This is a genomic window from Bradyrhizobium valentinum (assembly GCF_001440405.1).
GTDB lineage: Bacteria > Pseudomonadota > Alphaproteobacteria > Rhizobiales > Xanthobacteraceae > Bradyrhizobium > Bradyrhizobium valentinum.
On record NZ_LLXX01000218.1, the window covers coordinates 23,485 to 45,515 of the forward strand.

Sequence of the window (22,031 nt, forward strand, 5' to 3'; positions counted from 1 at the left end):
GATGATAAACTCCGCGAAACCCATCGCCGGCGTGAACGGAGATATTGATGGGTATCGCTTCGCCCCACCCATCCTACGAAAAACAACGTCGGCCTCCGCTTTAGAGGCATAATAATGGAACCTTGAGACCGATCACCCGGAGTTGTGACCAAGATCATATGGTGCCCTCGACTTCCGGCGCATCGTTCCGGCGCATTGTAATGGCGTTATCGATATCCGTTTGAGGTCCGGATGCTCTGCACGAATTGCGCAGCCGAAGTCCCGGAGCAAAGGAAATTCTGTGGGCAGTGCGGAGCGGCGGTCGTGCGGCGCTGTCTGGCCTGCGGCGCGGCAAACCCGGCCCCAAACAAGTTCTGCGGCGACTGCGGGATCAAATTGCGCGTGGATTCTCCCGCGGTAGTGCCGACGGCACGGGACTCGCGCCCGATCGAGCGCCGGCAGCTTACGGTCCTGTTCTGTGACCTGGTCGGATCGACTGCGCTCTCCGCAAGGCTCGATCCCGAGGACTTCAGCGCAATCATTGCCAGCTACCGGCGCTGCATTACTGAAACCATTGCCCGCTTCGACGGCTTTGTCGCGCGACATCATGGGGACGGCGCGATCGTATGCTTTGGCTATCCTCAGGCGCACGAAGACGACGCGGAGCGTGCCGTTCAAGCCAGCCTCGCACTGGTGCAGGCGATCGCCGCCTTGCCCGCGAAGGAGAAGTTGAGCGCGCGCGTCGGTGTTGCAACGGGCGTAGCGATTGTTGGCGATATGTCAGATAGCGCGATTTCCGAGGAGCATGGCATCCTCGGCGACACCCCGAATCTTGCCGCCCGACTGCAATCGCTCGCAGAGCCCGGCGGCGTTGTTATCTCGGGTCGCACAAAGACGATCGCAGGACCGCAATTCGAGTATCTCGATCTCGGTAAAGTCGAGATCAAGGGTTTCGCAAAACCAGTCGCTGCCTGGCAAGTCGCCGGCAAGACAACGGTGACCAGCCGATCGCACGCTCTCCAAAGCTGCGCTGTACTGCCGCTGATCGGTCGTGATGAAGAAATGGAGCTAATTCTGAGCCGATGGAAGCGGGCCAAGTGTGGCGAAGGTCAGGTGGTGCTGCTTTCTGGTGAAGCGGGGATCGGCAAATCACGACTCACCGTCGCGCTGCTGGAACAGCTTGTTCACGAGCCGCACATACGCCTGCAGTACTTCTGCTCGCCGCAGCACACCGACAGCACGCTCTATCCGGTGATCGGCGAGATGTGTCGCGCCGCTGGCTTTGCTCACGATGACAGCCAGCAAGCGAAGGCGGACAAGCTTGACGCGCTGCTGGCGCATAGCTCGACGCCTTCAGAGGATGCGGCGCTGTTTGCCGAAATGCTGTCGCTGCCCTACGATGGACGCTACCCACCGGTTGAAGTCGAACCGCAGCTCCGTCGTCAGAAAACGCTGAAAGCTCTTGGTTCGCACATCGAGGTGCTGGCGCGGATCAATCCCGTGCTGATGATTTTCGAAGATGCGCATTGGACCGATCCAACCAGCCTCGAATTCTTCGCCCGGGCGGTGGACCTGGCCGTGAGCCACCGGCTCTTGATACTTGTTACGTTCAGGCCGGAATTCAGCCCGCCCTGGACCGGACGGCCGCACGTGAGTGAGCTGACCCTCAACCGGCTGGCGCCATGCGACATCCATTCCCTGATCGAGGGAGTCGCCGGCAACCGATCGTTGCCGGCGGGCATTCGCCAGGACATCATTGAGCGCACCGACGGCATTCCACTGTTCGCCGAGGAGATGACCAAGGCGGTGCTGGACGCGGAGGGGGAGAGTGATGCGCAGCGGGCCTGCACAGGGGCCCCGACGCCTGTCGTCGCGGTTCCGGCAAGCCTGCAGGCTTCGCTGATGTCGCGGCTCGACCGGCTCGGCCCGGCGAAAGACGTCGCGCAGGTCGGCGCGGCGATCGGCCGGGAATTTCCACACATGTTGCTGGCGGCGGTCGCGCGAAAGCCGGAAGCGGAATTGGATGCCGACCTCAACCGGCTCATTGCGGCGGGTTTGTTGTTTCGACAGGGCATCCCGCCACATGCGACCTACCTGTTCAAGCATGCGCTTGTGCAGGACGCAGCCTACAGTACGCTGCTGCGAGAGCCGAGGCGCGCGCTGAACGCGCTTATCGCCGAAATCCTTGAAAGCCAGTTCCCGGAAATTGCCGAGAGCCAACCCGAGCTGCTCGCGCGTCACTACACAAAGGCCGACCTGATCGCGAAGTCAGCGCGTCTGTGGGGCAAGGCGGGACTGCGGTCACAGGAGCGCTCGGCGCTAGTCGAAGCCGCAGAACAGCTTGGCCAGGCGCTGGCGCAAATAGCAACCTTGCCCAGCGCGCCCGACCTGCGGCGCGAGCAGATCATCCTGCAAGTCGCGCTCGTGAACACGCTCATGCATGTCAAGGGGTATGGCGCTCCCGAAACCAAGGCGGCCGTGGCGCAGGCGAGAGCGTTTATCGAACAAGCCGAACAGCTTGGAGAGTCTCCCGATGACCCTTCGCTGCTCCTCTCAGCCCTCTTTGGCCAGTGGATCGTCAATTTCATAAACTTCGATGGTGACGCTGCTCGCGAACTCGCAAGCCGATTTCTGGAACTTGGCGAGAAAGAGGGAGCGGCCGTACCGCTGATGATTGGACACCGTACCATGGCGAGTACGCTTGCGCTGAGGGGGGACCTCGTTGAGGCCCGAGCGCACTACAATGAAGCCCTCGGCCTCTATCGCCCCGCCGAGCACCGGCGATTGATGACGCGATTTGGCCAGGACCTCCGGGTAACGTGCCTGGCCTTTCGTTCAATGGCCTCGTGGCTGCTCGGTTATCCCCAAGCTGCGCTGAACGACGCAGACTGCGCGCTAACGGAAGCGCGTCAGATTGAGCACGCTGCCACTTTGATGTTTACGCTGAATTTCCCGATTCTTGTTAATACCTACTGCGGCAATTACCATGCCGCAAATGAGCATCTCAAAGAGCTAGTCGCGCTGGCGGAGGAGAAAGGTGCCCCGTTCCGAAAAGCAGAAGGCGTGTTGCGGCGGGGCTATATCCTAACCCTCACGGGTGCCACAGAAGCCGTCGAGATCGTCACGGCGGGTATTGATTTATGGCGGGCGGCCGGATCGACGATATTTACACCGGAGCAGGAGTTCATGTTGGCAATTGCGCACGCGGATTCGGGCCAATTCGATGATGCCTGGCGCTGCATCGGCAACGCAATGACGGCGATGCAAGCAACCAAGGAAAGATGGTGCGAGGCTGAGGCTCATCGCGTTGCCGGCGAAATCGCGCTCAACTCGCCGCAGCGGGACGAGGCGAAGGCGCAGGCGTATTTCGAGCATTCCCTGACCGTTGCGCGAGCGCAGCAGGCAAAGTCGTGGGAATTGCGTGCGGCCATGAGCCTGGCGCGGCTCCTGAGCGATCAGGGAAAACGGCAAACGGGACGTGACCTTCTCGCCCCCATCTACGATTGGTTCACCGAAGGTTTTGACACAAGCGACCTTCGAAAAGCCAAGGCGTTGCTCGGCGAGCTTCGTTGATAAAGGCCATCCGGCGACGAAGTTTCCGGACCCGGCACAATGACTCCAAGCGGACAACGCCGGTGCTTTTGCGGTATAGTTCGGCATTCAGACGAACGGGATGCCCGCCTTGAGGGTTGACGTCATGCGCAAAACACCTGGATCGTTACTCCTGGCTATCGCTGCTGTCCTTTTCAGCCCACCGGTAGGGGCGCAGCAGGCTCCTGCCGAAACGCCGCAGACAATGCTGTCGGCTCAGATTCGCACGCAGGGGTACGCCTGTGACAAGGCGCTCGGCGCCACCAGGGACAGGAAGCGCTCACAGCCGGACCGCGCCGTCTGGGTCCTCAAATGCAGCAACGCGACATACCGCGTCACACGCGCCCCCGACATGGCGGCGAGGGTCGAAGTGCTCCCGTGAGCGAATGACCTTCGCTCCAGGCGGGCGCCGTCCGAGATGCTTTGAACACAGTTGTCTCTCTTCCATCTCGGGAGGTGCGTTCCCTCTCCCCTTGCGGGTCCGAGACGAGCGAAGCTCGCTCGTGGGTTAGGGAGAGGGGTGGCGGCAAAGACGGTGCACGTGGCTTACCCCTCTCCCCAGCCCTCCCCCGCAAGGGGGGAGGGAGCGCAGTGTGCGCGGGGCTACCAGGAGAACTGACAGATCAGCTCGTCGGCATGACGTAGGCGTAGATCCGGCCGCGCGAGACCGGCGTCTCGCGGACCCGGTTGCCGTTGTTTCCCGAAATCATGATCGGATTGCCCTTGGCATCGATGCCGGTGATGATGCCGACATGGCCGCCGCGGCGGCCGCGCGACATCACGGCGATCGCGCCGACCTGCGGGCCGGAAACGCGCTGGCCGTATTTCGCGAACGAGCTCGCCATGTCAGAGCCGGTGCCGCGATAGCCGGAATGCTGCAGCACCATGTTCATGAACCGCGCGCACCACAGGCTGCCGCGCCCCGTCGGGTTGCCGCCGAGATACTTGCGCGCTTCAGCGACAACGTTCGATGAGCTGAAGCTTGAGGCCGTCGCACCGGTGGTCGGTGTCACGGTTTCATTCGGCCCGACGCTCGCATTCGTTGCGACGCTTGCATTGGTGTCGGCAAGACCGCGCGCATGCATCTGCGCAACGCCACGCTCCCAGCGGGATGCGTGCGCAGCGTGGCGGAGCCGGGCACGACGGCTGGCGCGATCGGCGCGCGACGCTGTGACGGCGTTGGACGAGGCGAAGCCGCCAGGTGCCATCATCCCTGCGCTGCTCCCCGTGAAGCTCGGGTTGATGCCGGCAAAGCCGCCGGCCTGCATTCGCGCAGCCCTGCGCTCCCAGCGCGACATCCTGATAGCATGGCGATGGTGGCGATATGCGTAATGCTTGACGTGATGGCCGGCGTGATAAGCGCGAGCGTGCCGCCCTGCGCCGTGGTGAGGTCTTGCTGAAGCCGGAGAGACAAATACGAAGATGGAAGCCGAACACAGTGCCAGCGCGATGAAACGAAGCGACCGGCGAAACGCAAACAACTGACTCATACTCAATCCTCTTTACACCCCAACTTCCCATTTGCGTTCGCGTACGAACGAACGCGGCCGGCGTTTTGCGTTTGGCGATGTGACGAGAGGAAGATTTCATGTGGCAGCACGGAAACAATTTCGGGGTGATTCCGCGTTGATTCAGCGGCGAAAATGAAGCCATTCCGCCGCATTGCAGGCCAAAGAATTAACTGCAATTTTCAGAGGCGAGCGCGTAATCATGTTGCGCAAAAACAAGAAAATCGAGAGGAAAACGAAATGCCCTATGCCGCCGCCAAGGACAACGTCCGGCTCTACTTCGAAGAGGCGGGAAGCGGGACGCCGATCGTCTTCCTGCACGAGTTCGCGGCCGACCATACCAACTGGGAGCCGCAGATGCGTTACTTCTCGCGCGGTCACCGCTGCATCGCCTATTCGGCGCGCGGCTACACGCCATCCGACGTGCCGGTCTCGGCTGAGGTCTATACCTATGAGTATTTCTACACCGACGCGCTCGCCGTGCTCGATCACCTCGGCATCGCCAAAGCGCATTTCGTCGGTCTGTCGATGGGCTCCTATTCCTCGCTGCAGGTCGGCCTCAACGCAGCCGACCGTGCGCTGTCGATGACACTCGCCGCCGTCGGCGCCGGCTCGTCGCTCGATAATCTCGACGCCTTTCGCGCGCAATGCCGGGCCAATGCCGAGCAGTATGAGGCGATCGGCTCGGTGGAAGTCGCCAAGGTGACGCGGGAGGCGCCGAGCCGGATTCCGTTCCTCCTGAAGGATCCGCGCGGCCACGCCGATTTCTACGCCGCGCTGGCGCGGCACGACGCCAGAGGCTCGGCCAACACGATGCGCAGCTTTCAAGGCAAGCGGCCGTCGATCTACACCATGACGGAGGCAATCCGACGCGTGCCGACACCGGCGCTGATCCTGTGCGGCGACGAGGACGACAATTGCATCGAACCCAGCCTGTTCCTGAAGCAGCATCTGCCCGCGGCGGGGCTGTCGCTCTTTCCGAAATCAGGACATGTGCTGAATCTGGAAGAGCCGGCGCTGTTCAACGAGATGGTCGAGCGGTTCATCGCGCTGGTGGAGGCCGGGCGATGGCCGGTGCGCGATCCGAGGTCGATGGTGGCGGTGTGAGCCGCAGCGCAACACATGTGAGGGACGCACCGGCGGAAGTTCCCTCTCCCCTTGCGGGAGAGGGTTGGGGAGAGGGGTGCCGCTTGCTCCGTCGTTGGATGGGATAGCAACAAGCCTCCGCGCAAATCTTCCATTTGCAAATGCGCGCCGCGTTGCGTGAGCTCGCCGTATCTCTTCGGCCGGACCCCGGGGCTTACCCCTCTCCCCAACCCTCCCCCGCAAGGGGGGAGGGAGCCCGACCAGCGTGCTCGTGGCCAAGACGCGCTCGGCTAGTGGTGTCGCACACATCTTATCTCCCCACCCTGCCCCGGCTGAGCAAAAACACGCCCTGCTCGCCGAACATGTTCCATACCCACCACGGCAGGTTCAGCGGCACCGGGCGGCCGTAGAGATCGAGCGCCACCGCGCGCTCCATCTTGACGTTGATGGCGTCGCACAGCTCGACGAAATCCTTGATGGTGCAGAAATGGATGTTGGCGGTGTCGTACCAGGTCGCCGGCAAATTCTCGGTGCGCGGCATGTGGCCGCCAATCAGGAGCTGCAGCCGCATCTTCCAGAAGCCGAAATTCGGAAACGAGACGATGGCGCGCCGGCCGATGCGCAAGAGATTCTCCAGCACGACCTTCGGCTGCCGTGTCGCCTGCAGCGTTTGCGACAGGACCACGTAATCGAAGGCATCGTCGGGATAGTTGACGAGGTCGGTGTCGGCGTCGCCCTGCACCACCGCAAGGCCCTTGGCGACGCAGCGGTTGACGCCCTCGCGCGACAATTCGATGCCGCGGCCGTCGATGCCGCGGCTCTCCAGGAGCTGCAGCAGCTCGCCGTCGCCGCAGCCGACGTCGAGCACCTTCGCCCCACGCCCGATCATCTCGGCGACCAAGAGGTGGTCGGTGCGGAAGTTGCCGGTGCGGTCGGGAGCTACGCCGCCGAGCGGCAAGGCCTGTTCCTGAAGAGCCATGTCAGCCACCTCCAGAGCTTTTTCGTTTTAACGCGTTTTCTACCGCAGATAAGTCTACGCAATCTGCGCGAGCTTGATTGCTATGCGAACCGGTATCCACTTCGCTTGAAAACGCTACGCTGTCGAGACCGCGCGCCTTGCCCGCAGATTGCAGGAACGCACGCGAGATGTCGAAGAATTCCGGTACGTCGAGCAGGAAGGCGTCGTGGCCGCGATCCGTATCGATTTCCGCGAACGACACCCGCGCGCTCGATGCGTTCAGCGCATGCACCAGCGCGCGCGATTCCGAAGTCGGGAACAGCCAGTCGGAGGTGAACGAAACCACGCAGAACCGCGTCTTGATGCCGGCGAACGCTTTTGCCAGCACGCCGCCATGGTCGGCGGCGATGTCGAAATAGTCCATTGCCCGTGTCAGATAGAGATAGCTGTTGGCGTCGAAGCGCTCGACAAAGGACGAGCCTTGATAACGCAGATAGCTTTCGACCTGGAAATCCGCGTCGAACGAGAATGTCGGCAGGTCGCGATCCTGCATCCGCCGCCCGAACTTGCGGTGCAGCGCGGCGTCGGAGAGATAGGTGATGTGACCCGCCATCCGCGCCACGCCGAGGCCCCGATGCGGATGGGTGCGCTGGTCGAAATAGCGGCCGCCGCGCCAATCGGGATCGGCCATCACCGCCTGCCGGCCGAGTTCGTGGAATGCGATGTTCTGCGCCGAGTGGCGCGTCGAGCACGCGACCGGCAATGCCGAGAACACGCGCTCGGGATAGGCGGCGGTCCATTGCAGCACCTGCATGCCGCCCATCGATCCGCCGATGACGCAGAACAGCGTCTCGACGCCGAGGCGGTCGAGCAGCATGGTCTGCGCGCGGACCATGTCCGGGATCGTGACGACTGGAAAATCCAGGCCCCACACCTTGCCGGTGGCCGGATTGGTCGAGGCCGGACCGGTCGATCCCATGCAGCCGCCGATCACGTTCGAACAGATGATGAAATACTTGTCGGTGTCGAGCGGACGACCGGGACCGACCATGATTTCCCACCAGCCGGCCTTGCCGGTCAGCGGATGCGAATTGGCGACGTGCTGGTCGAGCGTCAACGCGTGGCAGATCAGGATGGCATTGGAACGATCGGCGTTGAGTTGACCATAGGTCTGATAGGCGATCTGAAACGGCGCCAGATCGACGCCGCAATCGAGCCTCAAGGGCTGGTCAATGCCGAATTTCACGACCTGCGAAGCAGGATGATCGGCCTCCTGCGCGCGATCCTCACTATGGATCGCCGGACTGGGTATCGATGGTACGACGTCGGTCATATCGGCACCGACCTCCTCGCGGAGGCTCTACAGACAGAAATCAGGCCATAAAAAACCCGGCCTGAACAAAGGTTCGGCCGGGATCAACTCTGTCCCCGGCCTGTTTAGCGAGTTGTTTAACGTGGCTGCAAGCCGGCCGGCTCAAATGACCACGGAATGGCTCAAAACTAGTCCGAAGCGGCCCTTTCGTCAAGGCAGGGGCATGGTTAACCGTGGCAGCGCATGCCCTCATGGTGAGGAGGCGCTTGCGCCGTCTCGAGCCATGAGAGAGAACGGGCTTCATCCTTGAAAGACACAGCGCGCGCCGCTGTTCAGGAAAGCTCTCGTCAGGTCACTCGAAATGTCCAAGGCTCCCTCCAAGCCTCCCCCGGCTCCGCCCTCGCTGCAGGAATTGCGCAAGGAGATCGACGCGATCGACGAGCAGGTTCATCGCCTGCTGATGGCGCGTGGCGACATCATCGACCGCCTGATCCAGGTGAAGCAGACCCAGGAAGTCGGCTCCGCGTTCCGGCCTGCGCGCGAGGCCAGCATGATGCGCAGCCTGGTCGAGCGCCATCGCGGCATCCTGCCGCTCGACACCATCGAGAGCATCTGGCGCGTCATCATCTCGACGTTCACGTACGTGCAGGCGCCGTTCTCGGTGCATGCGGATGTCTCCGTCGGCGAACCCGCGATGCGGGATTCGGCGCGGTTTCACTTCGGCTTCGTCGTGCCTTATGTCGGCCATTTCAGCGCGCAGGCCGCCGTCGAGGCGGTCGCGAAATCGAAGGGCGATCTGGCGCTGGTCTCGGCGATCTCGAGCCGCACGCCGTGGTGGAATCTGCTCGAAGCCGAAGGCGCGCCAAAAATCATCGCGAGGCTGCCGTTCCTCGAACGCGCCGATCATCCGGCGGCGCTGCCCGTCTTCGTGATCTCGCGGGTCGCCGACGACGCCATGGTGACGGAAGTCCAGATGTGGAGCGTGCGCGTCTCGGGGTGGAATGCCGATATCGCCCGCGCGCTGGCGCCGCTCGCCGAGATCGTCGCCGTGCCCGATACCGCCTTCGACGGGGCGGCGCTTCTGGTGTCGGATGCCGGCAGCGGCTTCGAGAAGATCAAGACAGCCCTGATCCAGGCCGGTGCCTCGGTGCGCTCTTCGGCTCTCGTCGGCAGCCACGCAACGCGCTATACGGTGCCCCCGAACGGGTCGGCCAAGCCTTAAACGTCGCCCGAAATTCCGGAGTTAAAGATGAACCGCCCCGTGCCGAATCCCGGCATTCTCGATATTGCGCCCTACACGCCCGGCAAAACCCCGATGCCGGAGCCGGGCCGCAAGGTGTTCAAGCTGTCCGCCAACGAGACCCCGTTCGGGCCGTCGCCGAAGGCGATAGCTGTCTACAAGGAGGCGGCGGCGCATCTGGAGGACTACCCGGAAGGAACGTCACGGGTGCTGCGCGAGGCGATCGGCCGCGCCTACGGGCTCGATCCGGGCCGCATCATCTGCGGCGCCGGCTCGGACGAAATCCTCAATCTCCTGGCGCACACCTATCTCAGCCAGGGCGATGAAGCGATCTCCACCACGCACGGCTTCCTGGTGTATCCGATCGCTACCATGGCGAACGGCGCCAAGAACATTATCGCGCCGGAAACCAATTTCACCGCCGACGTCGACGCCATCCTGGCGCGCGTGACGCCGCGCACAAAACTGGTGTGGCTGGCCAACCCGAACAACCCGACCGGCACCTACGTGCCGTTCGACGAGGTCAAGCGGCTGCGCGCCGGACTGCCGCCGCATGTGCTGCTGGTGCTCGACGCCGCCTATTCCGACTACGTGTCGCGCAACGACTATGAGCTCGGCCTGGAGCTGGTGGCGACCACCGAGAATACCGTGATGACGCACACCTTCTCCAAGATTCACGGGCTGGCGAGCTTACGTGTCGGCTGGATGTTCGGTCCTGCGCACATCATCGACGCGGTCAACCGCATTCGCGGGCCCTTCAACGTCTCGACGCCAGCGATGCTGGCGGCGGTCGCCGCGATCGAGGATACCGCGCATGTCCAGAAGTCGAAGGCATTCACCGAAGAGTGGCGCAACTGGCTGACGGAAGAGATCGGCAAGCTCGGGCTCAAGGTGACGCCGAGCGTCGCTAATTTCGTGCTGATCCATTTTCCGATCGAGAAGGGCAAGACCTCGGTCGATGCGGATGCATTCCTCACCAAACGGGGTCTGGTGCTGCGGGCGCTCAACAATTACGGCCTGCCGCACGCGCTACGCATGACCATCGGCACCGAGGAGGCCAACCGCCTCGTCGTCGATGCCTTGCGCGACTTCATGGCGGCCAAGTGAGCACCGCGCCGATCTTCCGACGCGTCGCGCTGATCGGCTTCGGCCTGATCGGCGGCTCGATCGCGCGCGCGGCGCGGGCGCAAGCGCTCGCCAGCGAAATCGTCACCACCGCACGCTCGGAAAAAACCCGTGCGCGGGTGACAGAACTTAACATCGTCGATCGCGTGCTGGCGACCAACGCGGAGGCCGTTCAGGACGCCGACCTCGTGATCCTCTGCATCCCGGTCGGCGCCTGCGGTCCGGTGACCCAGGAAATCGCGCCACACCTGAAAGCCGGGGCGATCGTCTCCGATGTCGGCTCGGTGAAGGGCGCGATCGTACGCGAGATGGCGCCGCATCTGCCGGCGAATGTTCATTTCGTTCCGGCGCATCCGGTGGCGGGCACCGAACATTCCGGCCCCGATTCCGGTTTCGCCGAACTATTCATCGACCGCTGGTGCATCCTCACGCCGCCCGACGGCACCGATCCGATGGCGATCGAAGCGCTCGGCGCATTCTGGGCCGGCATGGGCGCGAAGGTCGAGACCATGACGCCCGACCACCACGATTTGGTGCTGGCGATCACCAGCCACCTGCCGCACCTGATCGCCTACACCATCGTCGGCACCGCCGACGAGCTGGCGCAGGTGACATCATCAGAAGTGATCAAATTCTCCGCCGGCGGCTTTCGCGATTTCACCCGCATCGCAGCATCGGACCCGACGATGTGGCGCGACGTGTTCTTGAACAACAAGGAGGCCGTGCTGGAAATGCTCGGCACCTTCAACGAGGATCTCTCAAAGCTCACCCGCGCCATCCGCCGGGGCGACGGCGAAGCGCTGTTCGAGCATTTCGCCCGCACCCGCGCCATCCGCCGCGGCATCGTCGAGATCGGCCAGGATTCGGCAGCCCCGGATTTCGGCCGCCCGCATCCGCCGCTGAAGAAGGCGGAGTGAGAATCCATAGTCGTCCCTGCGAACGCAGGGACCCATAGCCACCGTCGCCAACTATTGAAGGAAAGCCGGCCGCCATCTTGCCAAGACAACAACCGCCGCGGCGTATGGGTCCCGGATCGCGCTCGCTACGCTCGCTTGTCCAGGACGACGGAATGGGTGTGATTGAATTTTCAAAGAGCCAAACATTCGCGTTCTCGCGGCACGGCAACCGGCACACCTGCGGTCTCCGGAACTTTGGGGTTTCCTGGGAGTTATGAACTTTGCGGGATTGCGCGATTTTGCTTTCGGCTCAACACACACATGTGCCGTCTGTTGTCGCAAACGGCGGCATCGCAGGAGGCTCTCATGAGCATCAAGCGAATCCTGGTTCCACTGCCCGGCTCAGCCAGTCACACCGGTCAAATTGAAACGGCCCTGTCTGCCGCGAAGGCGTTGGGGGCTCACGTCCAGGCATTGTTCATCAGCGAGCCGCCGCCGCCGGTCACGCGTGGCGGCCTAACGGCCACCGAAATGGGACGAACGGCGGCCCTCCCGGTAAACTGGCACGCCGAGGAACGGGAGCGAACTGTGCGGGATGCGCGTGAGGTTTTTGCGCAGGCCTGCGCGGTAGTCGGCATCCCGATGCTATCGGCGAGCGACGAGCCCGGCAGCCCGCTCGCAGCATCCTGGCGCGAAGCCGAGGGATCGTATGTGGAAATCGCGGTGCAACGGGCCGCTGCCTTCGACCTGATGGTCGCTGCAAGCGCCACCGTGATGGAATCGCTTATGGACATTGCCGAGCAATCGCTGCTGCAGACCCGTCGCCCCGTGCTGTTGGCGCCGGCTAGCCTGCAGAGTGATCTGACCGACAGCGCGATGATCGCCTGGGACGAGAGCCCGGAATGCTGGCACGCGGTCTCGGCAGCCATACCGTTCATGCAACTCGCCAAATCAGTGCAGGTCATAAGCGTTGATCGGGACGCCAGCAATCGCCAAGCCTCGCAGGCGGAGGTGCTTGCCTATTTGCGCTGTCATGGCATCGGTGCGACCGCGCAGGTAGTTGCACCGGAATTGCGCTCGGTGGGCGATACGCTGCTCGCGGCGGGGGCAGAGCATGAAGCCGGCCTGCTGATCATGGGCGCCTATTCGCACAGCCGCCTGCGCGAGATGCTTCTGGGCGGGGCCACGCGCCACATCCTTAAGAACGCTTCGGCACGCCCCGTTCTCTTGGCGCATTAGCCCTCGTCGGAACGCAACCCCAGCTCGGGTTGCCGCCGACGCCAACGCTATGGCCTCACTCGCCGAAGGCGGGTCGGGGGCCAGTGGCTCGCAATGACGCGGAGAGATTCGCGAGTAACGACGCCTAAAACAGCGGCGGCACCTGCCCCACTTTTATCGGACCCAGAAACACCGCGCCGTCAACAAAGCGCAGCGGGAAGGCGCGCGCTTTTTTGCCTTCCAGCTCCGCCTCCTTGCCGAGCGAGTTGATGCCTGCGGCGACGCCGGCATTGGCGTTCTGCTTGACGGCCTTGCCGAGGCCCGGGATAGCCCTGTCGAGCGCGCCGAACAGATTGTTGAGGTCCTGCGTCTTGACGCCCGGCGCGACGCGATCGAGCGTTGCCTGCGGCACGCCCTCCTCCAGCATCTTTTCGATTCCAAGCGCTGGGATCACGCGCTCCAACCCCGTCACGGTCATCTGCAATTCGCCGTCGATCCGCCCCTGGGCGTTGAGGCGCAACGTTCCCGCGGCCAACGAGATCAGATCGCCCTGTTGAACCCGCGACCGCACGATCTCGACATGGCCGCCCGCTGCCTGCAATTCCCTGAACCGTTCGGGCCATGGCTTCGGCGTAAAATCCTTCAGGCCCGTGAGCTTGGTCTGGATGTCGGCGTCGAAGGGCGCGGCGAGCACCGGGTGCAGCTCCTGCACGCTGCCGCCCGCTATCTGCAGCACCGTCTCGATCACCGGATTGGCGGCGGGCGATCCCTCCGCGAGCCGGCCGTGCAGTTCAACATGATTGGCGCGCGCGAGCGGCGTCGCTACCTGTCCGTTGACACGGTCGATCGAGGGATTGTCGAACACGATGGATGCGCGCTGCGGAATATCGGGTAACCCCGTCACGCTGCTGCGGCCACTCGTCCAGTTCACCTTCATCGATGGCGGCTGGCCGCGATCGGCCAGCGTTGCCGGCGCCTTGAATTCGGCGATCAGGAGTCTCGGCTGGTAGATCTGCGCGATCACCATGATTTCGCCGAGCCGCGCGGTGAACGGCGCCTGCGCGCCCGCCGTCTGCGAAACCAGCGAAACGCTGGCGTCGTCGCAGCGGACTTCAAGGCGGAACGGGAAGCCCGCCACCGAGCGCTTGCCGCAGGCATAGACCCGGCCGGCTTTTGCTTCCTGCGCCGCCCACGCGTCGGCGCGCACGCCGACTTCGGAAGCAGCGTAGAACCAGAACGCGCTCCATGCCGCCGCAACGACAAGGAGCAGTGCAGGCGCGATGAAGAGGCGCCACAGCGGGCGCCGGCTCGGCGCAGGGATCATGTCAGGCATGCGGCGTCCTTTGGCTAGCGATTTTGTCAAATGTAAGCATCCGCTGTCAGCAACAAAAGGCACTGAATCTGCTTCGCTTTACCATGCCGTTCTGGTAGCGGTGCAAGGGCATGTCCGCGATTGCCATCAACGATACTGAATTCTCGACAGGCGACCTCTGGGTGTTCGGTTACGGCTCCCTGATGTGGCGCCCCGGCTTCGAATTCATCGAACGGGTTCCGGCGCGACTGATCGGCGAACACCGCGCGCTCTGCGTCTATTCCTTCGTTCATCGCGGCACGCCGGAAAAACCCGGCCTCGTGCTCGGGCTCGACCGCGGCGGCGCCTGTCGCGGCGTCGCGTTCCGGATCGCGGAAAAGAACCGCGCCGCAACCATCGCCTATTTGCGCGAGCGCGAGCAGGTCACCTCGGTGTACCGCGAGGTGAAACGATCGGTGTGGCTGGAGAACGAGGCGCGCCAGCGCGTCAGTGCGCTCGTCTATGTGGTCGACCGCGGCCACGTGCAATATGCCGGACGGCTGTCGCTGGCAGAACAATTACGTCACGTGCTGCAAGGGCACGGCCAGTCCGGCGTCAACCGCGACTACGTTCTGGCCACCGTGAAGGCGATCGAGGCGGCCGGCTTTCGCGATTCGCATCTGCACCGGCTCGCGGCGATGCTGCACGACCAGCATCCGCTGCCCCTTCCCGCAGAGAACAGCGACCGTTGAGCTGAATGTGTACTCATAAAGCAGACTGAAATGAAATCCAGTGGCCGCGATAGCCCTCATCCGCCATTGGAGGCAAAGCGGACCTCGAAGGTCGGGGCCGCGCATGTCTGTTAATGACCTACCCTTAGCCGACCTATGGACCGGATGCGAGTGCCATGAGGATTGTGCGCAGGCTTAAGAGCACTACGACGCAGCCGACCAGAAGCATCAGGACTTTATCCGGGATGTGTTTGGTCGCAAGCGCTGCGAACGGCGCCGCGATGACTCCCCCGATGACAAGACCGGCGATGATAGGCCACAGGCTCAGGCCAACGGTGAGAAAGAAAGTCGTTGATATGGTCAAAGTGACGAAAAACTCGGCCAAGTTGACTGAGCCGATGGCGTAGCGCGGCGTCGCGCCTTGGCCAAGGAGTGTAGAGGTCACGATCAGGCCCCATCCTCCTCCGCCAATGGCGTCGAGGACGCCGCCGAACAAACCCAGAGGGCCGACTGCGCGCGGAGTAGGTGCCTCAATGGGGCGAGCCGCTAGCGCCTTCCAGACGATAAAAGCGCCAAGCAGAAGGAGGTAAGCGCTGATGAAAGGCTTCAAGGCTTCGCCGGGGAGTTCGGAGAGTGCATAGGCGCCGATTGCCCCACCAATCATTCCCGGAATGGCAAGACGCAGAAGCAGTTTGCGGTCAACATTGCCAAAGCGCCAATGGGCGAGACCCGAGGCGCCGGTGGTGAATGTCTCCGCCGCATGCACACACGCGCTTGCGGTGGCGGGAGGCACGCCCAGGCCGAGGAGCACAGAGGTAGCCGTTACGCCGTAGGCCATGCCGATCGCACCATCGATCATTTGCGCGACGAAGCCTATGATGACGTAAAGAAGTACGTCGTCCCACATGGGAATCCCCGATCGACTTATTTCCGCCGGTTACGAACGCCAGCAGCGCGCACGGCGTCCACACTATCGACCTCATATTCTTTAACAAGCCAAAGGCGTTCCCAATTTCATCAACAACACGCACTGCTGTTCCGCAAAATCGCTCTAAACATAAGGTGCGTCGTCACCGCCGTGAACCAAATGTCGGGCGAATGGATGCCGCGCTTCATTGCACGCCTGTTGTCCCAGTTGATTGAGCGGCTTCGAGTCATGCGAAGGATGCGCGGCACGCGTCGGTTAACGTCCGATGATGATCCCTTGCGGACATCCGGCGTCTAATGTGGGCATCGGTAGAGACGGGCGCGCGCGGCTACTTTGAAAGATCGATTGTCGCGCTTAAGCCCGTGCGATTGCGATCAATCCAACGGCAGACACTGTTTAGCGGAACCATGAAGCTTCTGCCTAACTTGGTCAGCGAGTACTTGACTCTTACTGATCTTGATCGCGTGACCTCTCTGGAGATAAGCCCGGTCGTTTCAAGGTTGCGAAGCGTGTGGGTCAGCATCCGCTGTGAGATGGCTCCCAAGCGGCGCCGCAGCTCCCCATGGTGGTAGGGCCGCTCCTCCAACAAGAAAAGGATCCTGACCGTCCATTTGCCGATGAAAAGCGTAGGGGTGACACGCAGATGCACGTCAAATCTTTCTTTCATTTTGCCTCAGCTCCCCGGCTATCCTTTTTTGAATGCCCTCGCGTCGTGATCCGGAAGACGGCAACGTCAGCCGGCTTGCCCGCCCGGTGTGTGAGACCGGCGCAACCACTGAAATTCATCGGTGCTTGGCGGATTTCTTAATCCATTCGATTGCCGACGCAATTCAATCAGCAAGTGTCCCGGTCATTTCAACGGCGGTCGGCAAAAGCACAATGAGGAACACCGGTGTACCTCATTGACAAAAGTCGCAGAGCAAAAAGAATAAATCGATGCTCAGTTTTGGCCCTCTCGAAGTTCCCACAAGGAAGCCTTACAGCAGGAGAAGCAAGATGACTGGAAATACTGCGATGAGGGGCGAGAAGATTTACGACATGGAACTCGATCTCACGGGAGTCACCGACTACGGCGTGAGCTTGAACGCCATCCTTTCCGGTCAGGAAGCGATTCCGCTACACGGAGCCCAATTCGACCTTGCGATCGCTGGGCGGTACGAGGGACGCCTCGCGGGCCGGGCGCACGGCGTCGACTATGTGCGGGTCCGCGCTGATGGTCGCATGGAGCTCGACCTGCACTTGATCATCGAGACCGAGGACGGCCACCGGATCGCGTTGTCTGGCGACGGCCAAGCGGCGCCGCGACCCGGCGAGCCGGTGCTCGATATCTTCGCAAACGTCCGCCTCTCCACCGCGTCCAAAGAATACGGCTGGGTCAATGAGCGGCAGATCTGGGGCGTGGGGACCGCGAGCCTGGCGACCGGGAAGGTCCTCGCCGAAGGCTTCATGCAGTGAAAGCGACATCGCGCAGGAGGTGACTCCGGTGAAAACACCGCCGATCGTTTCGCGCGAGGCCTGGGAAGCCGCGCGATGGAGCCGGACGCACCATTCGTGGATTCATTACGCGTCCTAGTTAGCCTGCGCCGTGGTCGGCCGACGCGGCGCCTGCGCGGGCTGATCGGAAGGTTCGGGCGCGAGTTCAATGCCGGCATCGGCCAGCCGCACGCGCACCTCGGCGGCGACATATTTCACATATTCCGACAGCAAGAGACGCAGCGTCGCACCGCTGGTCCACCACGGCTCGTCGCGCCATCGGTCGCCGATCACCGCGAACGGAATCAGCGTGATGTCAGGCATCGCATGCGACAATTCCAGGATCGCGCGCGGCATGTGGTAGTTGGATGTCACCACGATCAGCGACTTGAAGCCGCGCTCGCGGGCCCAGCGCCGCGTCTCCGCGGCATTGCTGCGCGTGTTGACGGCGGAACGGTCGAGATCGACGCAGCAGCGGAGCAACGACTGATTGACGGGCAGCGAGCGCGAAATGTCGCTCACGGCATTGGTCGGATGCACGCCCGAAATCAAGAGCCGCTTGCCGTAGCCGCCGGCCAGCAATTCCATCGCATCCGACACCCGCGACGAGCCGCCGGTAAACACCACGATGCCGTCAGCGCTGCGCGCCGGCTTGATTTCGACGCCGCGCAATTGCGAAAGAAAGGCGATGAAACCCACGGCCGCGCCGACGAACAGAATCGCCATGGTGCCGACGACGACCGCACGCATCCATCCGCGCGGCCGCGCGGCTGGCGCCCTCGGCGTGCTGTCGTCGTGCTGCAAATCCATGTAGTCCGGCGATCCTCTTCCCATGTACAATTCTAGAACGTTTTTACGCGAATTGGAGTCCCGTCCCCCTGATCATGCCCGTAGAACGCCATTGCCCGCGTCAATCGATGTCGTCCAGCGTGGCGAACAGTGTTCGCCGCGAGGCCCAGCCGGTAATGGCGGCGATGGCCACGGCCTGTACCGCGAGTGCCAGGTAACCCGAGGGCGGCAGCGAAAATGTCCCGAGCAGCGCTGCGAACTGATCGCCGACCGGGGTGCCCGAGAACCAGCCGGCGATCGATTCGGAGAAGCCGAAACCCAGCATCGCGGCGCCGCCGCCGATCACCCCGCCCTCCAGCCCAAGCCTGAGAAAATGCCGCAGGAAATGGTTGGCGATATAGCGGTCGCCGGCGCCGACGAAATGCAGCACCTCGACGATCGGCCGGTTGGCCGCCATAGCGCCGCGGGTCGCGAACGAAACCGAGATAATCGTCGCCACGATCACCAGCGCGAGAATTCCGACGCCGGCGAATACGGTCGCCCCGGTCATCGAGCGCATGCGCTCGATCCAGGCGCGGTGATCGTCGACGCTCGCCGTGGGCGCCACCTGCATCACTGCCCTGCGCAAAGCCGCAAGATCGAGCGTGGTGCCGGGCTGGACGCGCGCCACGATCACACGCGGCACCGGCAGTTGATCGATCGACAGGCCGCTGCCGAGCCACGGCTCCAGCAATTTCGCCGATTCGTCCTTGCTGAACGGCTTGACCTGGACGATGCCGGGCTGCGTCCGCATCGCTTCCGCCGCCGCCGTCATATCGCGCTCGAGATCGCGCCCTGATTGCGGGCGCACCTGAAGGGTGATTTCGCTGGCAACTTCGGACTGCCATTCCGCCGCGGACGCGCTGACCAGCAGCACGGTGCCGGTGGTGATGGAAGCAAGGAACGTCATGATGGCGACGACGGCGACCAGCGCGCGGCCGGAGATCGATGCCCGCGGCACGATCGGCGACATGTTGCGCGCGCGCGCCGGCACCTGCGGACGTTCGTTGCCGAGGTCCACCAGCGGCCCATGCTCGTCACCAGCCCTACTCATAGATGTGCAACCGTCCCTGGTGCAGCACCATCCGCCGCGCCTCGTACTGGTCCATCAGCGTGATGTCGTGGGTCGCGATGATCACCGCGGTGCCCAGCCTGTTCAATTCGATGAACAGCCGCAGCAGGCGGCGGCCAAGCGTCGGATCGACGCTGCCGGTCGGTTCGTCCGCCAGCAGCAATTGCGGCCGCGAGATCACCGCGCGCGCGATCGCGGCGCGCTGCTTCTCACCGCCCGACAGAATCGGCGGCAGCGCATCCATGCGCTCGCCGAGCCCGACCCATCTCAGGAGATCGATCACCTCCCGGCGATAGCTGGATTCTTCACGGCCCATCACGCGAAACGGCAGCGCCACGTTCTCATAGGTCGTCATGTGGTCGAGCAGCCGAAAATCCTGCAGCACGATGCCGATGCGCGTGCGCAGGTTCGCGATCTGATCCTTGCCGAGCAGCGAGACGTCCTGGCCGAACAGATTGACGAGACCGCGCGTCGGCCGCAACGACAGAAACAGCAGCCGCAGCAGCGAGGTCTTGCCCGCGCCCGAGGGTCCCGTGAGAAACTGAAACGAATGGGCCGGAATCACAAAGGAGAGGTCGCGCAAAATCTCCGGGCCAAGCCCGTACCGCAAACCGACATTTTCGAACCGAACCAAGCTCAGCTCCGCTCGACATGAGCCGTGGTCGAGCTCCGCTCGACATGGGCAGTTGCCGAGCTCCGCTCGACATGGGCAGTTGCCGAGCTTCGCTCGGCGTGGGCAGTTGCCGAGCTCCGCTCGGCGTGGGCAGTTGCCGAGCTCCGCTCGGCGTGGGCCGCGGCCGGAAACCCCGGACTTGTACCTGAACCTGGACCCGAACCTGGACCTTGGGCTCGTAGTCCGCCGGTTTGGGTACTAACCGGACAAAACGGTTTTGCGACCGTTATGGTTTCCGATTCGTTAACGGTCGCTATGTAGCATCGAGGCAAAGACACTGTGGAGATGGGCTCCGTGCATATCGTTTGCCCTCATTGTACAACATCTTACGCCATCAATCCGGCTACCTTGGGCGCCGGCGGACGCACCGTCCGCTGCTCCCGCTGCAAGGAAACCTGGCTGGCGCGGCCCGAGGACGCGATCGAAATGGCGGCCGCCGTGCCCGCCATGGCGCCATCGAGCCCACCGCCCGTGAACGACGCGGCGGCCGAATGGGAGGCGCTGGCGCACGAGGAAGAGGGGCAGGACGCCCCAATAGTCGACAGCCCCTCGATTTCGGCCGGCTGGCCGGCCGAGGCCGAGGGTTCGCACCAGGGCGGCGACAGCGACTGGCCGTCGGTCGCCCGGCGGGACGCGGAGGACTACGAGGAGGTCCGGATCACCACGCACCGCGAACGGCTGGCGCGTCTTTTCCGCCTGCCTGCCCTGCCCCGCATTCCATTCATGCCGTCCGTCGGCCTGCCGACCGCCTGCGCCGCGATGGGCGCGCTGATACTGGCGCTGATGATCTGGCGCACCGACGTCGTGCGGCTGCTGCCGCAGACCGCGACGTTCTACACGATGGTCGGGCTGGACGTAAACCTGCGCGGGCTGGCGTTCAAGGACATCAAGGTCACCAACGAGACCGTGGACGGCAAGCCGGTGCTGGTCATCGAAGGCGTGATCATAGGCGAGACCAAAAAGCCGGTGGAATTGCCGCGGCTGCGCTTTTCCGTCCGCGACGCGGAGGGCACCGAGATCTACGCCTGGAACGCAGTGCTCGAGCAGCCGGTGCTCAAGCCCGGCGAACGCGCCTATTTCAAGTCGCGGCTGGCTTCGCCGCCGCCCGAAGGCCGCAATATCGACGTACGCTTCTTCAACAAGCGGGATCTGGCCGGCGGCCACGCCTGAACCAGACCGGGCATCCCTGAGGCGAGAGACCAATGCCACGCGTACTGATAGCCGACGACGAGGATTCGATGCGCACCCTGGTGGCGCGCGCCATCGCCATGGACGGCCACGAGACCGTCACCGCCGAGGACGGCGCCGAAGCGCTCGATATCCTGACCCGCGAGCAAGGCATGTTCGACCTGCTGCTGACCGACATCCAGATGCCTGTCATGGACGGCATCGCGCTGGCGCTGACGGCGGCGCGCGATTTTCCCAACGTGAAGATCCTGTTGATGACCGGTTTCGCCGATCAGCGCGAACGCGCCTCCGGTCTCAACGCCATCGTGCATGACGTTGTGACAAAGCCGTTCGCGGTGCACGACATCCGCACGGCGGTAGCGGACGCGCTGGCGGCGGGGAAGAACGGGTAAACCACATCAACGGTCGTCGTCCCCCGCGAAGGCGGGGGACCCAGTACGCCGCGGCTCCATTCATTGCTCGCCACCCCTGCCAGACCTCATCCTGAGAGCGCGTCTTCGCGCGTCTCGAAGGATGAATGGCACCAGCGGGGCCTCGTGGTTCGAGACGGCGCTGCGCGCCTCCTCACCATGAGGGTTCAACGGTTGCTACGCATCGAGTGAAATCAATAATCCTTCAACAGCCGCTCGATGTAATCGAGTTCGATCTGCGGGCGGGACGGATCGCCGAGACGGCGGCGCAGTTCTTCCAGGATGCGGCGCACGCGCTGCACGTCGATCTCGCCGGGGATCTTCACCGTATAATCGTCGGTGAATTCGTTGTGGCGCAGCGGCCGTCCCAGCGGATCGCTGGAGTTGGCCGCGCCCTGCTGGCGGCCCCTCGGATTGCCGGGGCCGTCGCCCGGCTGGTCGCCGTCACCCTGCTGCATGGCCTCGGCCAGGCTCTGGGCGCCCTTGCGCAGCGCGTCCAGCGCACGGCCCTGGGAGTCCACCGC

20 protein-coding genes and 1 riboswitch are annotated in these 22,031 nt (G+C 63.4%); of the genes, 10 read left to right on the plus strand and 10 right to left on the minus strand.

Features of this window, described 5'->3' with window-relative positions; all coding sequences use genetic code 11:
- The first annotated feature begins 231 nt into the window (after nt 1-231).
- The gene (locus tag CP49_RS37680) at nt 232-3,552 is read left to right on the plus strand and encodes an adenylate/guanylate cyclase domain-containing protein (protein ID WP_082646442.1); all 3,321 of its coding nucleotides are present in this window, start codon (nt 232-234) and stop codon (nt 3,550-3,552) included.
- Nucleotides 3,553-4,193: 641 nt separating this feature from the next.
- On the opposite strand, the gene CP49_RS37690 is transcribed toward CP49_RS37680, so the two are convergent.
- Nucleotides 4,194-5,060, minus strand: coding sequence for a TIGR02594 family protein (locus CP49_RS37690; protein WP_057855159.1), 867 nt, complete (start codon nt 5,058-5,060; stop codon nt 4,194-4,196).
- Nucleotides 5,061-5,318: 258 nt separating this feature from the next.
- On the opposite strand from CP49_RS37690, the gene CP49_RS37695 reads away from it, so the two are divergent.
- Nucleotides 5,319-6,185, plus strand: coding sequence for an alpha/beta fold hydrolase (locus CP49_RS37695; protein WP_057855160.1), 867 nt, complete (start codon nt 5,319-5,321; stop codon nt 6,183-6,185).
- 289 nt (nt 6,186-6,474) lie between these two features.
- Here CP49_RS37695 and metW read toward each other — a convergent pair whose 3' ends face one another.
- A complete protein-coding gene (metW, locus tag CP49_RS37700) occupies nt 6,475-7,143 on the minus strand; it encodes a methionine biosynthesis protein MetW (protein WP_057855161.1) in 669 nt (222 codons plus the stop codon).
- A 1-nt stretch (nt 7,144) separates the two neighbouring features.
- Nucleotides 7,145-8,455, minus strand: coding sequence for a homoserine O-acetyltransferase MetX (metX, locus tag CP49_RS37705; RefSeq protein WP_082646443.1), 1,311 nt, complete (start codon nt 8,453-8,455; stop codon nt 7,145-7,147).
- An 83-nt stretch (nt 8,456-8,538) separates the two neighbouring features.
- Nucleotides 8,539-8,618, minus strand: a riboswitch (SAM riboswitch).
- A gap of 177 nt (nt 8,619-8,795) precedes the next feature.
- Between metX and CP49_RS37710 the strand changes: the two genes are divergently transcribed.
- The 4 genes from CP49_RS37710 (at nt 8,796) to CP49_RS37725 (ending at nt 12,934) form a co-directional block, all read left to right on the plus strand.
- Nucleotides 8,796-9,656 carry a chorismate mutase gene (locus tag CP49_RS37710; protein WP_057855162.1) on the plus strand — a complete coding sequence of 287 codons (861 nt, stop codon included), beginning with the start codon at nt 8,796-8,798 and terminating at the stop codon, nt 9,654-9,656.
- A 27-nt stretch (nt 9,657-9,683) separates the two neighbouring features.
- Entirely contained in the window at nt 9,684-10,781 is a 1,098-nt protein-coding gene (locus CP49_RS37715) for a pyridoxal phosphate-dependent aminotransferase (protein WP_057855163.1), read from the plus strand.
- Nucleotides 10,778-11,716, plus strand: coding sequence for a prephenate/arogenate dehydrogenase family protein (locus CP49_RS37720; RefSeq protein ID WP_057855164.1), 939 nt, complete (start codon nt 10,778-10,780; stop codon nt 11,714-11,716). Before CP49_RS37715 ends, CP49_RS37720 begins: the two co-directional genes overlap by 4 nt.
- A gap of 345 nt (nt 11,717-12,061) precedes the next feature.
- The gene (locus tag CP49_RS37725; protein WP_197423348.1) at nt 12,062-12,934 is read left to right on the plus strand and encodes a universal stress protein; all 873 of its coding nucleotides are present in this window, start codon (nt 12,062-12,064) and stop codon (nt 12,932-12,934) included.
- A 124-nt stretch (nt 12,935-13,058) separates the two neighbouring features.
- Here CP49_RS37725 and CP49_RS37730 read toward each other — a convergent pair whose 3' ends face one another.
- Complete coding sequence (locus CP49_RS37730; RefSeq protein WP_057855166.1) at nt 13,059-14,246, minus strand: DUF2125 domain-containing protein; 1,188 nt, start codon at nt 14,244-14,246, stop codon at nt 13,059-13,061.
- Between the two features lie 110 nt (nt 14,247-14,356).
- Between CP49_RS37730 and CP49_RS37735 the strand changes: the two genes are divergently transcribed.
- Complete coding sequence (locus tag CP49_RS37735) at nt 14,357-14,956, plus strand: gamma-glutamylcyclotransferase (protein ID WP_057855167.1); 600 nt, start codon at nt 14,357-14,359, stop codon at nt 14,954-14,956.
- Between the two features lie 133 nt (nt 14,957-15,089).
- On the opposite strand, the gene CP49_RS37740 is transcribed toward CP49_RS37735, so the two are convergent.
- Both CP49_RS37740 and CP49_RS37745 read right to left on the minus strand, forming a co-directional pair.
- Nucleotides 15,090-15,842 (minus strand): sulfite exporter TauE/SafE family protein, encoded by a 753-nt coding sequence (locus CP49_RS37740; RefSeq protein ID WP_057855168.1) that lies wholly within the window; start codon nt 15,840-15,842, stop codon nt 15,090-15,092.
- 349 nt (nt 15,843-16,191) lie between these two features.
- Nucleotides 16,192-16,530, minus strand: a complete 339-nt coding sequence (locus CP49_RS37745; RefSeq protein WP_057855169.1) for a winged helix-turn-helix transcriptional regulator — start codon at nt 16,528-16,530, stop codon at nt 16,192-16,194.
- Between the two features lie 329 nt (nt 16,531-16,859).
- Here CP49_RS37745 and CP49_RS43950 point away from each other — a divergent pair, with 329 nt between their 5' ends.
- Nucleotides 16,860-17,318, plus strand: coding sequence for a DUF3237 family protein (locus CP49_RS43950; RefSeq protein ID WP_245311064.1), 459 nt, complete (start codon nt 16,860-16,862; stop codon nt 17,316-17,318).
- A gap of 114 nt (nt 17,319-17,432) precedes the next feature.
- On the opposite strand, the gene CP49_RS37755 is transcribed toward CP49_RS43950, so the two are convergent.
- From CP49_RS37755 to ftsE, 3 genes are all read right to left on the minus strand, one after another.
- Nucleotides 17,433-18,146 carry a YdcF family protein gene (locus CP49_RS37755; RefSeq protein WP_057855170.1) on the minus strand — a complete coding sequence of 238 codons (714 nt, stop codon included), beginning with the start codon at nt 18,144-18,146 and terminating at the stop codon, nt 17,433-17,435.
- A gap of 100 nt (nt 18,147-18,246) precedes the next feature.
- Entirely contained in the window at nt 18,247-19,218 is a 972-nt protein-coding gene (locus CP49_RS37760; RefSeq protein WP_057855171.1) for a cell division protein FtsX, read from the minus strand.
- Nucleotides 19,211-19,870, minus strand: a complete 660-nt coding sequence (ftsE, locus tag CP49_RS37765; protein ID WP_057855172.1) for a cell division ATP-binding protein FtsE — start codon at nt 19,868-19,870, stop codon at nt 19,211-19,213. Before ftsE ends, CP49_RS37760 begins: the two co-directional genes overlap by 8 nt.
- A 333-nt stretch (nt 19,871-20,203) precedes the next feature.
- Here ftsE and CP49_RS37770 point away from each other — a divergent pair, with 333 nt between their 5' ends.
- Together CP49_RS37770 and CP49_RS37775 are read left to right on the plus strand one after the other, a co-directional pair.
- The gene (locus tag CP49_RS37770) at nt 20,204-21,079 is read left to right on the plus strand and encodes an MJ0042-type zinc finger domain-containing protein (protein WP_057855180.1); all 876 of its coding nucleotides are present in this window, start codon (nt 20,204-20,206) and stop codon (nt 21,077-21,079) included.
- Nucleotides 21,080-21,111: 32 nt separating this feature from the next.
- Nucleotides 21,112-21,489 (plus strand): response regulator, encoded by a 378-nt coding sequence (locus CP49_RS37775; protein ID WP_057855173.1) that lies wholly within the window; start codon nt 21,112-21,114, stop codon nt 21,487-21,489.
- A 212-nt stretch (nt 21,490-21,701) separates the two neighbouring features.
- Here CP49_RS37775 and CP49_RS37780 read toward each other — a convergent pair.
- Nucleotides 21,702-22,031: DUF4175 family protein (locus CP49_RS37780; protein WP_156438875.1), on the minus strand; the 330-nt coding region annotated here is incomplete at its 5' end.